We start from the raw sequence: 14,080 nt of genomic DNA, 5'->3' as shown, positions 1-14,080 counted from the left end.
TCTTTATATTTGAATCAATGAAAGCAAAACGCTTCTTGTACTTATTGCTCATTCTTTTTCTATGCTCTAACGCAATTCGAGCACAGCAAGCGCTCGGGATATATGCTGGATCTGTAACCAATCGATTTGAAGGCGATCGAGTAAGCAAACTATTTGATGTGGGATTTCGCATGCATAGCTCCATGTCAGCAGGGCTTGTTCTTGACCTTCCTATCAAGGAAGATGTGTACATCACTTTTATACCAGGATACAAGGACATTTCGGGTACTATTTTCGAAAACAATGAAGAGTATATCGAACAAATTGAACAAGGAATAGAAGAACCCACAGTACCAAAAACAATCGATATATCCTTCTTGGAACTTGATTTTGTCGCCTTACCTGTGCTGTTGAAAATAATTTCTAACAATACCAAATGGCAATTTATGGCGGGAATAGAAACTCAAGTGAGAGTTAAATCTAACTTAGATTTATTCAAAATCGGCGAAACTATCAATATTGACTCTTATGTTAAACCCATTAATTTCTCAGCAATTTTCGGTTTGGGCTATAGATTCAATATAAAAAAGGTACGTTTTTCAATTGACTTGATGTACACCCAAGGCTTAAATAATCTATCAAGTGGTCAAGAATTACCGAATGGAAGTGTTCCGAGAGTAAAATCTACTACAGGAGAAACAAAACTAACGTGGTACTTTCTAAACAAAAAAGAAAAAAGCAAATGAGAAGAATCACAGGGTTATTTTTCCTTTGCTTGGAAATTAGCTTTCTTTCCTATTCACAATCAACAGATACCTTGAGCAAAATTCCAACGCTCAACGATCATCGCTTTGTCAGTTTTGAAGCCATGAAATCGCCTTATACCAATACTTCATTCTTTTTGGAATTAGGATTGGGAGAATCCGGAATTTTCACTACCGATGGGGTTCCAGTTGGTGATTCCACCATACTCAATCTCAATGGAGAGTTATTGTTTGTGAATTTGAGATTTGGCTACACCCAAAAAATCAAAGATTGGATCTGCTTTTTTGTGAATTTGGATTATGCCGGACGAATAGGAAATAATGCCGAAAGTATATTTATAAGTGGAGTAAACACAATAATCACGGTTGAGCCAGGCATTCTTTTTAAAATAAAACAAACCAAAAAATTAGCCCTATCTGGGTATTTCAAGTTGACCAATACAGAATCCAGTATCGTTGATGTCCAACAATATTTAGTAGATCTGATCAATGGCAAACCCTATGCGGATCTCACCCGAGATGTGCCTGCACTAAATGGTGGTGGTGGAATGGTTGCCTCGTATGCCTTTGGACCTAGTGTTGCTCTTAACATGGATGGACAAGTAGTATATGGAGAGACGTTAGAACGAACTGATCCTTCATTTCAATATTATTTCGGTTCTAATGTGTCTATCAATTTTAAGAAATGGATCAATCTACCTGTATCACTTATCGTTGGTGGATATGCTAATACGCTTACAAATATTTTTTCCACAGAAGGTGACTTGACTTCTTCCTTTACGACAAAGTTAGCCTATACTGGCTCAGACAGTTTTGTACTGGCCATAGAAAGCCAATCAGGAAGAACTCCCATAGAAGACACCAATACTCGTGTACAGCTGAGAGGCATGAGCTTTGCGGCTAAATTCTATTTCTAACAAAAAGGCAATCTTATGGAGATTGCCTTTATATCCCGATTCAAGAAATTTCATCTTCCCATGCTCTGCATGTTGATTTGTTGTTGCTTGTAACCAGCAGGAACTTTAAATTGATCGGCGGAGATATCCTTTTTTGTTAAAGACTCGACAATATTTTCGTTTGCTGCCTTACCATCTTTGTAGGCAATGGTTTTCACCGGAATCCCGTCTTTCAATATTGGACTCTTTTCATCAAAGTTTAATTGAGAGAAAGAACCTCCAGTGGGCAACAGCGCCACCACTTCCTGTAGATTCTCCTTAAAATAGTTCATCATCTGCTTCATGACACCAAATTGGCTTTCAGTCACACCTAACGTGCGGTAAGAAGCAATATTCATTTGCAGCATTTTGTCCCCATCATTCAATCCATCATACCCTACCGTTTTCCATGCACCGATTTTATCATTCTTACCATTTTCTTGATAGGTCATCATATCTCCTGTCTTCGGATTTAATATTTGATCGAATTTAGCCTTTTGTTCAGCAGGCATATTAGCTGCAAACTGCTGCATCATCTTAGCCATCATCTTAATTTGCTCTTTCAGCTGAAGCAAGGTCGGTTTATCGAATTGATAGTATTCCTTTTTCTTATTGTCAATGAAAGTGAATATTTCAGTTTTTCCATCGAAGATGATTGAGCTGTTATCCGACCCTGAATTTTTCACCAACATTTTATTGGCTGTCAAATAAATTTCAGAAGTGGCTACACCACCATTGTCGAGTGTTTTTGTTTTAGATAAAATAAAAATCCCATCTTCTGCCAAAGCAGACAGACTCAAACATACCATTAGCCCAAATACGAATAGTTTTTTTAATGCAATCATTCTGTATAAATTTTTAGTCATTATAGTTCACTGGTTCAAACGATGTAAATGCCTCTTTTGGCACCTCATTCAATACTTTTATATCTGTCAACTGTCCCTTTCCTCGTCCACCGGATAGCATGATGTTTCCATACTTTTTATAACCTTCCCACGGCGTAATGAAAGAAGGATGTGGCTGTTCGGAAGCTTCAAAAAACGCCCACTGCGTAATCAAATTACTTTCCTCGTCCACCCAAACATTGTAAATGTTGTTCGGGGTATCGCCCACATTTTCAAATGCCAATTGAAGCACAAAAGACTCCTTTCCAATTTCAGTAGTATCATTTCCTAAGTAGAATAATGATACACCGGAGTCCTTCAATTTAAATGGCATAACCAACCAATACGAGTCATTGATCCAAATACTTTTTGCTTTATTCAAATAGCCTGCCAAAGAATCCGGCTCACTTATTTCTTTTCCGTTGATAGCTGCTCTGCCGTTCAAACTATTGATATTAACTAAGAGCTTTTCATCACGATCCAGATAGTCAATTCTGACATCTCCGGTATACTTATCCCAAAGCAATTGACGTTTCCCAAAAAAGGTCCAGGCGATAAACCTTGTCTCCTCCCAAGCTTTCCTGCCTCCCATGGCCATCATTACTTTGTCAGCAATCACTATCGCTTCTGGATCTGAAGCTTCATAATTAAAGCCCTCTTCCGGAAGGTTGACGTCCTCGCTTTCTTCCAGGTTACTTTCTGGCTCATTTTTTTTGGTGCCACAGGCAGCCAAAAAGACCACCATTAATACAAGAAGTAAATTTTTCATAGAGTTAAAAATTATACATTTCAGTTTTCTTAAAGACCATCCAAAGGCTGAGTTTGACGATCTCGCCCATATTACGACAAGTCATAAATTTAGGTTCGTGATAAAATTCTGCTAAATCTTTTTTGAGAGACATCACATTTTTGGGAAACGAAATCGTATCATCGATCATCGCTCTCATCAAATCAACCACCCGATACCTAGCCACCCGTAATCGATTGGCAATCAAGGATCTTTCTTCTTTTTGATACTGGCGAACAGTCTCTGGGGTCATATGCTTGAGTCCCATATTGATCAATGCGTTGTTCTGTTTGAAATACTGTGGTAAGTAAATGTTCTTCCTTCCCTCATAAGACTGCTGATCAAAATCAATGGCCTTTAATCGATACGAGATCTGTTCAAAATCAGGAATGATGTTCACTACAAAATTGCTCGAATGCATGTCACCCAACAAACGAACAAAACAGCGCTCATTAAATTTCACAAACTCTTTGGCTAGACGTATCTCATTCAAATTCTTGTCTTTGAGATACTCTTTAATGAATTGATCTCCTGGAATACCAGCAATATGCTCTTCTATCAAGGTATTCTTATGCACCACATAATTGATCCTATTGGGAGATAATAAGTGCTCTAATTCCAGCCCATAGATTCTAGAAGCATCAGCATTTTTGATATAGAAATAATCAAAATTGTCATTGATACGGTTTACAATTCTCACTCTGAAGGGTTTTGTATTACCGTATTGACAAATATCGACTCGCTCTACCATCAAGTGATCCATGACGCTCACATCTCCATCGGCCTTGATCTCCGAATATATCTGTTTCAAATCATGATGTATCATGGCCATATCAGACTGTGGGTAGAATACCGTCTCCCATAAGGTATCTACACCCTGGTTGTCATATAACGGAATTGAATTATCATAGCGGAGCAATGATTCGTATTCTATGGGCACAGCGATAGTCCGCTTGTATTTATGCAAGTAGGTCCTCAGTTTTTGACTGATCGTAAAAGGAATCTTTTTCTTACTAATTATCGCCATGACAAAGTAATCTAACCACTAATATAAATAGGGTAACTACTTACGATACGATTAAGTTTGAAATTTATTCTATCGAGGAAAACTAAGTGTAAACTCAGTTCCTTCATTGACGACAGACTGAACTGAGATATTCCCATTGTGTTTTCTCATGATCTGCTTAGACAAGCTAAGACCAATACCAGAGCCAGATTTTTTAGTCGTAAAGAATGGAATAAACACCTTTTTAAGCGCCTCTTCATCTATGCCGGTTCCATTGTCCTTAATTTTCACTGTGATTCGATCATCGCTCTCTACAGCAGCACGGATGGAAATCTCATTGGCCTTGTCAAACTCCTCGTTTTCTCCCATGGCCTGAATCGCATTTTTGATCAGGTTGATCAGCACTTGCTCTACCTGTTCCTTATCCACTCGGACCATTAATTGTTCTGGTTCGACACTTAAATCGATTTTTATGTTGTTCTGCTCAATATCAAATCGAAGTAAATTTAATATCGGCTTGATGAGATCACAGATCAAAATATCTTCCAATTGTGGTATTGGAATACGCGTGAGATTTCTAAAGTCACTTACGAATTTAATGAGCCCTTCGCTACGTTTATGAATAGTCTGGAGCGCCATATGAAAGTCAGAAAGATCATCCTTTGAAATGTTTTCCACTTTAAAATCCTCTGCAAAAATCTGCGATTCGAGCTCCGATTCAACAGTTGCTGCCAGCGAAGAGATCGGCGTTACAGAATTCATTATCTCATGAGTCAAAACACGGATCAAGTTCTGCCAGGCATCCATCTCTTTCTCTTCCAATTCACTTTTGATATTTTGGATGGAAATCAGCTTGAACTCTTCATCTCTACGCATCAACTCTATGGCATAAATGGCCAACTGCACCTCTTCTCCCTTCTTCTCAATTTTCAATAAATCACGTCCTCCTGTTTTTAGCTCCAAAAGGCTATTCACCAATTCTTCACTAACACTTTTTAGCTGCTTTACATTTTTCAGGAGTTCTACTCCCAACAAAGACTTAGCTGTGGAGTTGATAATTTGTATTTCCCCAGATTTATCAAATGTGATAATCCCTATCCCTACATGCTGCACGATGGTTCTTAGATAATTGTGTTGAGCTTCCTTTTCTGCTCTGATCTCACGGAACTTTTTGATTACATTATTAAACTGGACGTACAGATCATCCATAGAAGTGCCTGTCTTCTTTGTTGTATAAGTATGCGTGAAGTCATCATATTTGATCGAATTTAAGAAGCCCGCCAACTCTTGGTTGGTCTTATCCAAATACTTGATAAGCACGTAAATCTCATAAACCAACAAGGACCCAACAAGCACTTTTGTCAAAGTATATGAGTCCGTATAGAACAGATCTATAAGCAGAATGCAAGTACAAAAAATTAGAAGTACTCGAACTATGAGATTGACCTTGAAATTATTGCTATAGGCCATGCTTTTCTAATCGGCGATAAAGTGATGCTCTGGTTAGTCCCAGCTCTTTGGCTGCTTTTGATATGTTGCCATCATGTCGATCAATAGCCTTTTTGATCACATTCTTCTCCACCTCGTCCAAGTTAAAGATATCTGCATCTCCATCAGATTGACCTTCTGGCTTATGATTCAAGAAGAAAAAATCGTCCGGTGTCAATGAAGATTCATCACTCATGATCACCGCTCGTTCAATCGCATGCTGCAATTCTCTGATGTTACCCGGCCAATGATACTTTTGTAATTTTTTTAGTGCGGCCGCTCCAATTTTCTTACCGCTCTTTCTATATTTGGAACTATAGGTTTTAACAAAATGATCTGCCAATAATGGGATATCTTCGAGCCTCTCCCTCAACGAAGGTAAATGGATTTCAACCGTATTGATTCTATACAATAAATCTTGACGGAATGTCGAATCCTCGACCATGTCATAGATAGGCATATTAGTTGCACAAATCAAACGGATATCAATATTCGCAGGCTTATTGGCTCCAATCTTTGTGACTTGTCTATTCTGAATTACTGTAAGCAGCTTCGACTGCAGTGGCATGCTCAAATTTCCGATTTCATCCAAGAAGAGCGTGCCCTTATTGGCTACTTCAAAGCGACCTGTTCGGTCTTCCTTGGCATCCGTAAAGCTTCCTTTCTTATGACCAAAGAGCTCACTTTCAAAGAGCGTTTCTGTGATGGCTCCCATATCAACACCTACAAATACATTGTCCTTCCTTAGAGACTGCATATGAATAGCTCGTGAGATCAACTCCTTTCCTGTTCCATTCTCTCCTAAAATCAACACGTTGGCGTCCGTTTGAGCCACTTTTTCAATTACCTTGAAGACATCTTTAATCGCCTGACTCTCTCCAATGATTTCTTTAAAAGGCTGGTTTATTTCTTCTTCAAGCTGCTTCTTGGCTGACTTTAATTGATCTACTTCTTTGTAGGATTTTTTAAGTTTTACGGCCGTGTTGAGCGTAGCTAACAGTTTCTCGTTCTGCCATGGTTTCAATACAAAATCTGTAGCGCCTTCTTTCAAAGCACGAACAGCCATCTCCACATCACCAAAGGCCGTTATCAGAATCACTACAGCTTTCGGGTCACGCTCCAAAATTTGCTCCAACCAATAAAAACCCTCTTTACCACTTGTGATATCCTTACTGAAATTCATATCCAGTAAAATCACGTCGTAAGTATCATTGTTCATCAAAAAGGGAATCTTCTTTGGATTCTTTTCAATGATTACATTTTTAGCGTGCTTTTTTAATAACATTTTGGCTGCAAATAGCACATCCTCATCGTCATCAATTATTAATATGTTTCCTAATTCTTTTTCCACGGTTTTTTCTTTAGTGATCTCTTACTACTCAGAATATGTGCCAAACATAGAAATATATGCCAGCATCCATCAAAGGACATTTTCATTCTTGCTTTAACAAAAAAGCGATCCATATTGAACAAAAAACTGTATCAATATCGGACACAATATAATCAAAAAAATGAAGGGAGAAGAAGGTATTTTAGGAAGTGGCTAAGATCGAAGGAGGTTCGACTTAAAGGTTAATCTTTTTGGTAAGATTTTCTTTTCCAGATTTTACTTTTATCACAAAAATTTTCGACTTGATTTCATCGAATTGATATTCCAACTCAGAATCCTTGGCTTGTTTGACACTTTCTTTTAAAATCAGATTACCAATAACATCATAGATTTTGATGTCCAGGTAGTCTGATGGCTGATTAATAAATTTAACCTTGAATGATTTATCATCAACAGCTGAAAGCTCATAATCGAGAGGTTTCACAGCCAGCTTGCTATTATAATTGAGCGTGCTTTCCTCGGGTCTCGCAAAATTCAACGCAGTCTTCTCCTCATCAGCCACTACTGCCTCCTGTCCTGTAAGGACAGAACTGCAGAGCAAGACTAGAGTGATAAAGAAAAGTAAAGGTTTTTTCATTGATTGAATTTAAAAAGATCAAGCCAAAACCTTGCCAAGCTAGGCTTTAACTTGATCTTATAATGATATATTTTGAGAAGCGGTTGCCCGTCGAAATTTAGGCCTCCACTACTTCTTCAAATTCCTCAACAGGAATACAGCTACAGAACAAATGCCTGTCGCCATAAGCGTTATCAACTCGACCTACTGAAGGCCAGAATTTATTTGTTTTAAGGTACTCTAAAGGATAAGCTGCCTCTGCTCTGGTATAACCATGATTCCAATCCTCAGCCAATACTGAATCTGCTGTATGAGGAGCGTTTTTCAGCACATTATCATTAGCATCCATACTGCCATTCTCAACGGCTTCAATCTCTTCTCTGATTTGCAATAAGGCATCACAGAATCTATCTAACTCTTCCTTGGTTTCACTTTCTGTTGGTTCGATCATGAGCGTTCCTGCCACAGGGAATGATACCGTTGGTGCATGAAAACCATAATCCATCAGTCGCTTCGCAATATCCTCTACTTCGATACCAAATGATTTAAATGCTCTGCAGTCAACGATCATTTCGTGAGCGCATCTTCCATTTACACCAGTATATAGAATTGGGAATTTAGCTTCTAATCGTGTCTTGATATAGTTTGCATTAAGAATCGCCATTTTTGTAGCATTCAACAAACCATCAGGTCCCATCATAGCCACATAGCCATAAGAAATTGGCAACACGCCAGCACTTCCAAATGGCGCAGCAGAAATTGAACTGATGGCTTTGCCATTGTCAATATCAACCAAAGGACTACCAGGAAGGTATGGAGCTAAGTGTTCAGCCACTCCAATAGGACCAATCCCCGGACCTCCACCACCATGTGGGATAGCAAATGTCTTATGTAAGTTTAAGTGACAAACATCAGCACCAATATGGCCAGGACTTGTCAAGCCAACTTGTGCATTCATGTTTGCGCCATCCATATAGACTTGTCCACCATTCTGATGAATGATTTCACAGATTTCAATCACGCTTTCCTCAAACACTCCATGTGTAGATGGATAAGTGATCATCAATGAAGATAACGTTTCCTTATATTGTTCTGCTTTCGCTTTTAGATCTGCTACATCAATATTACCCTTCTCATCACATTTCACGATCACCACGCTATTTCCTGCCATCACTGCGCTAGCTGGGTTTGTACCGTGCGCTGATGAAGGAATCAACGTTACATTTCTATGTTCTTCTCCTTTATCTGCTTGATACGCTTTGATTACTAATAAGCCCGCATACTCTCCTTGTGCACCAGAGTTAGGTTGTAGTGAGGTGGTATAAAACCCTGTAATCTCTGACAGCCACTCTGTCAAGTTGGTAATGAGTTCTCTGTATCCTTGTGTCTGATCAACTGGCGCAAATGGGTGCATTTGAGCAAACTCAGGCCAAGTAATAGGAACCATCTCAGAAGTTGCGTTCAACTTCATCGTACATGAGCCAAGCGAGATCATCGAATGGGCCAAAGACAAATCTTTATTCTCCAACCTCTTCAAGTATCTCAGCATCTCATGCTCAGATTGATATTTTTGGTAAACAGGATGTTCCATAAAGCTTGAAGTCCGATCGAAGTCACCGTTGAATTTAATTTCAACGTGATTCGCAGCCTCAATCACTGTTGCCTCATCAATTATCTTTGAGCCGAATTTTCCAAAAATAGAAACAATTTCTACCAATTCAACCACCGTATGCGTCTCATCAAATGCTACACCGATTGACCCATTATTATAATAGTTGAGATTGATGCCTCGTGATTCAGCTTCCTTTCTTACTTTTTCCTTTAACGAGTCATCTGCTTTGATTTTCAAGGTATCAAAATAGACTTGATTCTCCTGTTCAAATCCCATTTCACCTAGATACAGACTAGCCAGCTGTGCCAATCCATGGATTCTCGATGCTATTCTTTTTAAACCATTGGGACCATGGTATACCGCATATGCTCCAGCGATCACGCCAAGCAAAACTTGAGCCGTGCATATATTAGAAGTAGCTTTCTCTCTTCTGATGTGTTGCTCTCTGGTTTGCAAAGCCATTCGGTAAGCTTTGTTTCCATGGCTATCCTGAGATACTCCGATTATTCTACCTGGTATCTGTCTTTTGTACTCTTCTCTTGTTGCAAAGAAACCTGCATGAGGACCGCCAAATCCCATAGGTACGCCAAACCTTTGTGTAGTTCCAACGACTACATCAGCACCCATTTCGCCAGGAGGAGTTAATAACACCAAGCTCATCAAATCAGTGGCTGCTGTAATGAAAACTTGATTTTCCTTCGCTTTTGAAAAGAGTGTTCTATAATCTTCTACACTTCCTTCTGAATTCGGGTATTGTACAATCAATCCAAAATATTCAGGAGAAGAAATGTCAATATTTTCGTATTTATCAATAACCAATTCTATACCGATTGGCAATGCCCTAGTCTTAAGTACATCTAAGGTTTGAGGGAATATTCTTTCATCCACAAAATACTTATGGGCAGATTTCTTGTCCTTTTTTCTCAATGAGAATTGCATAGACATGGCTTCCGCCGCTGCTGTAGCTTCATCCAATAGAGAGGCATTTGCGATCTCCATTCCTGTGAGATCCGAAACCATAGTCTGAAAATTAACCAAAGCCTCTAGTCTCCCTTGCGCTATTTCAGCTTGATATGGTGTGTATGCAGTATACCATCCTGGATTCTCAAGAATGTTTCTTTGGATAACTGCTGGAGTGACGCAATTGTAATATCCTAGTCCTATAAACGATTTGAAAACCTTATTCTTAGATGCAATCTCCTTTACGTATCTCACATAGCTAAACTCATCGAGCGCTTCAGGTATGTTTAGGTCAGCTCTTTTGCGGATGTTTTCTGGCACCGTTTGATCAATCAATTCATCGACTGAATCAACACCGATGGTGTCCAACATCTGAGAAATATCTTCATTAGAAGGCCCGTTATGACGGTGCTGAAAATAGGTGCGCTCGTTAAGATTTGCTATCATTTTGGATTCGTGGTTTACGCTTTTCAAACAAATATATTTTCCTTACGAAAATTTGCGCAAATCTAATCTGAATTAGTCAAAAAAATACGAACTAATTCTCTTAAAATGATACTTTCTTGGCTTGTGAAATTTGTGTGATTTAGAGCTGGAAAATTGGAGGCGAGGAATCGATACTTGTGGGATTAGGTACCGATGTACCTATTCCCCACAAGATCTTTTCAACCAGCTATGGAAAGAAAGACTATTTAATCCATCTTTCTGTAGCAATAATAACCTCTTTCTTTATTCTGGTAAATTAAATTCTATGAATCAAAATATTTTTTCGACGAATCTGTCAATTTCTTAGACGAATGAATCGATTTTACTAACGTCTTTTTTTAGCTTTTTTTGACTTCTTTTCCTTTTTATCATGAAAAGCGCCTTGATAGGTCGGATCCAATTTCTTTTTTCGATAGTCTATTTCGCGTAATTGTTCTTGCTGTTCGACAAATGGAGTCTTTTCTATTTCCACTTCTGATGGAATAGGTTCATGCTCAATTTTCTTGTCTATTAACTTCTCAATTTGTTTAACATGATATTCTTCCGCTCGATTAGCAAATGTGATAGCTATTCCCGTGTTTTCAGCTCTTCCTGTTCGTCCAATTCGATGTACATAGTCTTCATAAATTAAAGGCACATCAAAGTTGATTACATGAGAGACCATACTCACATCCAATCCTCGTGCTGCTACATCGGTGGCTACCAGGATTTTTATTTCTCCATTCTTAAAAGCATCTATTGAATTGAGTCGGGTGTTTTGTGCCTTATTTCCATGGATCACCCTAACCGACTTCGTAATCTTTCTATCTATAAACTTGAAGATATTATCTGCATTGGCCTTTGTTTTTACAAAAATGATCACCCGGGTCATTTCCTCTTTGGCCAACAAATAATCCAGCATATTGATCTTGCTTTTAAAGTTGGGAATCAGGTACAGAGACTGAGTAATAGTATCTACTGTTGATGATTGTGGCGTGACTTCTACTTTTTCTGGAAACTCCAAAAATTCAGCAGACAGGTTTTCGACAATGGAAGACATAGTAGCAGAAAAAAGCAGATTTTGCCTTTTCACAGGGATGATTTCTAAAATCTGTCGAATCTGAGGCATGAATCCCATATCCATCATTTTGTCCGCCTCATCAATCACTAACGTTTTGATTTGTTTCGTAGTGAAAATCCTTTTTCTATAAAGGTCCATAAAGCGACCTGGAGTAGCCACCAATATATCTATCCCATCGGCTAGCTTTTCCTCTTGAGCCTTCATTCCTGTTCCCCCATAGACCGCCGCGTATCTCAGGTCAACATATGTCGCATACTTTTTAATGTTCTCATTAATCTGCAAGGCCAACTCTCTGGTCGGGGCTAAAATCAAAGCTCTTGGGTCTTGACCTTGTGCATACTTGAGTTTCATCAGCAGCGGAAGAACAAATGCAGCCGTCTTACCTGTTCCCGTCTGAGCAATGCCCATCACATCATGCCCAGACAGCACCAACGGTATAGCTTTCTTTTGAATAGGGGTAGGCGATGTATAACCCGCCTCGTCAATGGCATTAAGCACTTGCTTGTTGAACTTAAAATCTGAGAAATTTTCGATGTTATTCGACATGGATAGCAATTAGAAGCCGAAGCCAATTAATTTTGTGATGCAATTTATCAAGTTTCACTCGATTCTTGGTGTTAATTGCGGCAAACAGACTTTCACCGAATAAAATCAGAAGAATGGCCAAGTACACATTAATCAAAAACGCAAAAATGGTTAATGAGGGAGAAATACTCGCTCACGATGTATTAATCAAAGATCAACGCATAGAAAAAATAGGTTTTGGCCTTTCTCATGAAACCGCAGAAGTTATAGATGCCGATGGAAAATTTTTGCTTCCAGGGCTTATCGATGATCAGGTACATTTTAGAGAGCCGGGACTAACACACAAGGCAAATATCTACACCGAAAGCAGAGCGGCTGTGGCAGGAGGTATAACCTCATTTATGGAAATGCCGAATACCGTACCTAATGCACTGACTCAAGAACTACTCCAAGACAAATACGATATTGCCTCTCAGTCCTCTTTGGCGAACTATTCATTTTTTATGGGCGCTTCTAATGACAATATAGAAGAAGTAATGAAGACCAGTCGTCAAGAAGTTTGCGGGATCAAAGTATTTATGGGGTCTTCTACCGGCAACATGCTGGTGGACAATGAAAAAACGCTAACAGAATTATTTTCCAGAGCTGAACTCATTGTAGCTGCGCACTGCGAAGATGAAAGCACCATCCGAAGAAATACAGAACTCTTCCGAGAGAAGTACGATGATAAAATTCCATTTACCGCTCACCCTTTGATCCGAAGCGAAGAAGCCTGCTACCTTTCTTCGTCTAAAGCAGTGGCATTGGCAAAAGCCAACAATACCAAATTCCATGTCCTACATATTTCGACTGGAAAAGAAACTGAGCTATTTGATAATTCTATTCCCTTGAAAGACAAACTGATCACTTCTGAAGCCTGCATCCACCACATGTGGTTTTCAGACGAAGATTACCTCACCAAGGGTGGACTAATCAAATGGAACCCAGCCGTTAAAACAGCTTTTGATCGAGACACCATTTTCCAGGCCATGTTGGATGATAAAATAGATGTGATTGCAACTGATCACGCACCACACACCATGGAAGAAAAGGACAATGGGTATCTGAACTGCCCATCAGGAGGACCATTGGTTCAACATGCCTTGCCTGCCATGCTCGAACATCACTTGAATGGAAAGATTTCTATAGAAAGAGTAGTAGAAAAAATGTGTCATAACCCTGCTATTCTCTTCGAGGTAAAAGAGAGAGGTTATATCAGAGAAGGATACTATGCAGATTTAGTACTGGTAGATACTAATGACAAATGGATGGTTCAAAAAGAAAATGTACTCTCAAAATGTGGCTGGAGTCCGTTTGAAGGGCAAACTTTTAGAAGCAAAATCACCCATACTTTCGTCTCAGGACACTTGGCCTATGACCATGGACAGATGAACGAAGGGGTAAATGGTATGCGCTTATCATTCGATAGAAAATAAATGCAAGATTAGTTTTGGAAATTAAGAATACAAATTTCTAAATTTGCACTCCTTTTTAAGGGATCGACCAACGGGTTGATCAAATATGGTGATTGTAGTTCAGTTGGTTAGAACGCCTGATTGTGGTTCAGGAGGTCGCCGGTTCGAGTCCGGTCTTTCACCCAGAAAGCAGC

The 14,080-nt window shown here is 39.1% G+C and carries 11 protein-coding genes and 1 tRNA gene; 4 read left to right on the top strand and 8 right to left on the bottom strand.

Features of this window, described 5'->3' with window-relative positions; genetic code table 11:
• Window positions 1–17 precede the first annotated feature (17 nt).
• Together R8N23_RS04800 and R8N23_RS04795 are read left to right on the top strand one after the other, a co-directional pair.
• Window positions 18–725 carry an outer membrane beta-barrel protein gene (locus R8N23_RS04800; RefSeq protein ID WP_318170428.1) on the top strand — a complete coding sequence of 236 codons (708 nt, stop codon included), beginning with the start codon at window positions 18–20 and terminating at the stop codon, window positions 723–725.
• Window positions 722–1,660, top strand: a complete 939-nt coding sequence (locus tag R8N23_RS04795; RefSeq protein WP_318170427.1) for a hypothetical protein — start codon at window positions 722–724, stop codon at window positions 1,658–1,660. The genes R8N23_RS04800 and R8N23_RS04795 overlap by 4 nt, the downstream gene beginning before the upstream one ends.
• A gap of 50 nt (window positions 1,661–1,710) precedes the next feature.
• On the opposite strand, the gene R8N23_RS04790 is transcribed toward R8N23_RS04795, so the two are convergent.
• From R8N23_RS04790 to R8N23_RS04755, 8 genes are all read right to left on the bottom strand, one after another.
• A complete protein-coding gene (locus R8N23_RS04790; RefSeq protein WP_318170426.1) occupies window positions 1,711–2,523 on the bottom strand; it encodes a hypothetical protein in 813 nt (270 codons plus the stop codon).
• 13 nt (window positions 2,524–2,536) lie between these two features.
• Complete coding sequence (locus R8N23_RS04785) at window positions 2,537–3,331, bottom strand: hypothetical protein (protein WP_318170425.1); 795 nt, start codon at window positions 3,329–3,331, stop codon at window positions 2,537–2,539.
• Between the two features lie 4 nt (window positions 3,332–3,335).
• Window positions 3,336–4,376 (bottom strand): hypothetical protein, encoded by a 1,041-nt coding sequence (locus R8N23_RS04780; RefSeq protein ID WP_318170424.1) that lies wholly within the window; start codon window positions 4,374–4,376, stop codon window positions 3,336–3,338.
• A 69-nt stretch (window positions 4,377–4,445) separates the two neighbouring features.
• Complete coding sequence (locus tag R8N23_RS04775; RefSeq protein WP_318173565.1) at window positions 4,446–5,711, bottom strand: sensor histidine kinase; 1,266 nt, start codon at window positions 5,709–5,711, stop codon at window positions 4,446–4,448.
• A 103-nt stretch (window positions 5,712–5,814) separates the two neighbouring features.
• Window positions 5,815–7,194, bottom strand: coding sequence for a sigma-54 dependent transcriptional regulator (locus tag R8N23_RS04770; protein WP_318170423.1), 1,380 nt, complete (start codon window positions 7,192–7,194; stop codon window positions 5,815–5,817).
• A 214-nt stretch (window positions 7,195–7,408) separates the two neighbouring features.
• Window positions 7,409–7,810 (bottom strand): hypothetical protein, encoded by a 402-nt coding sequence (locus tag R8N23_RS04765; RefSeq protein ID WP_318170422.1) that lies wholly within the window; start codon window positions 7,808–7,810, stop codon window positions 7,409–7,411.
• Window positions 7,811–7,907: 97 nt separating this feature from the next.
• Window positions 7,908–10,808, bottom strand: coding sequence for an aminomethyl-transferring glycine dehydrogenase (gcvP, locus tag R8N23_RS04760; protein WP_318170421.1), 2,901 nt, complete (start codon window positions 10,806–10,808; stop codon window positions 7,908–7,910).
• A 364-nt stretch (window positions 10,809–11,172) separates the two neighbouring features.
• A complete protein-coding gene (locus R8N23_RS04755; protein ID WP_318170420.1) occupies window positions 11,173–12,453 on the bottom strand; it encodes a DEAD/DEAH box helicase in 1,281 nt (426 codons plus the stop codon).
• A 113-nt stretch (window positions 12,454–12,566) separates the two neighbouring features.
• Here R8N23_RS04755 and R8N23_RS04750 point away from each other — a divergent pair, with 113 nt between their 5' ends.
• Together R8N23_RS04750 and R8N23_RS04745 are read left to right on the top strand one after the other, a co-directional pair.
• On the top strand, window positions 12,567–13,907 hold the full coding sequence (locus R8N23_RS04750; protein WP_318170419.1) for a dihydroorotase: 1,341 nt from the start codon (window positions 12,567–12,569) through the stop codon (window positions 13,905–13,907).
• An 87-nt stretch (window positions 13,908–13,994) separates the two neighbouring features.
• A tRNA-His gene (locus R8N23_RS04745) sits at window positions 13,995–14,070 on the top strand.
• Window positions 14,071–14,080 lie beyond the last annotated feature (10 nt).

Source organism: Reichenbachiella sp. (genome assembly GCF_033344935.1).
GTDB lineage: Bacteria > Bacteroidota > Bacteroidia > Cytophagales > Cyclobacteriaceae > Reichenbachiella.
Note: the sequence above shows the minus strand (reverse complement) of the source record. Positions and strands in the feature narration are given on the sequence as shown.

Excerpts from the sequence above, each read along its gene's own strand:
- gcvP (WP_318170421.1), bottom strand. The coding sequence starts at position 10,808 with ATGATAGCAAATCTTAACGAGCGCACCTATTTTCAGCACCGTCATAAC.
- R8N23_RS04780 (WP_318170424.1), bottom strand. The coding sequence starts at position 4,376 with ATGGCGATAATTAGTAAGAAAAAGATTCCTTTTACGATCAGTCAAAAA.
- R8N23_RS04785 (WP_318170425.1), bottom strand. The coding sequence starts at position 3,331 with ATGAAAAATTTACTTCTTGTATTAATGGTGGTCTTTTTGGCTGCCTGT.
- R8N23_RS04800 (WP_318170428.1), top strand. The coding sequence starts at position 18 with ATGAAAGCAAAACGCTTCTTGTACTTATTGCTCATTCTTTTTCTATGC.
- R8N23_RS04790 (WP_318170426.1), bottom strand. The coding sequence starts at position 2,523 with ATGATTGCATTAAAAAAACTATTCGTATTTGGGCTAATGGTATGTTTG.
- R8N23_RS04750 (WP_318170419.1), top strand. The coding sequence starts at position 12,567 with ATGGCCAAGTACACATTAATCAAAAACGCAAAAATGGTTAATGAGGGA.
- R8N23_RS04765 (WP_318170422.1), bottom strand. The coding sequence starts at position 7,810 with ATGAAAAAACCTTTACTTTTCTTTATCACTCTAGTCTTGCTCTGCAGT.
- R8N23_RS04795 (WP_318170427.1), top strand. The coding sequence starts at position 722 with ATGAGAAGAATCACAGGGTTATTTTTCCTTTGCTTGGAAATTAGCTTT.
- R8N23_RS04755 (WP_318170420.1), bottom strand. The coding sequence starts at position 12,453 with ATGTCGAATAACATCGAAAATTTCTCAGATTTTAAGTTCAACAAGCAA.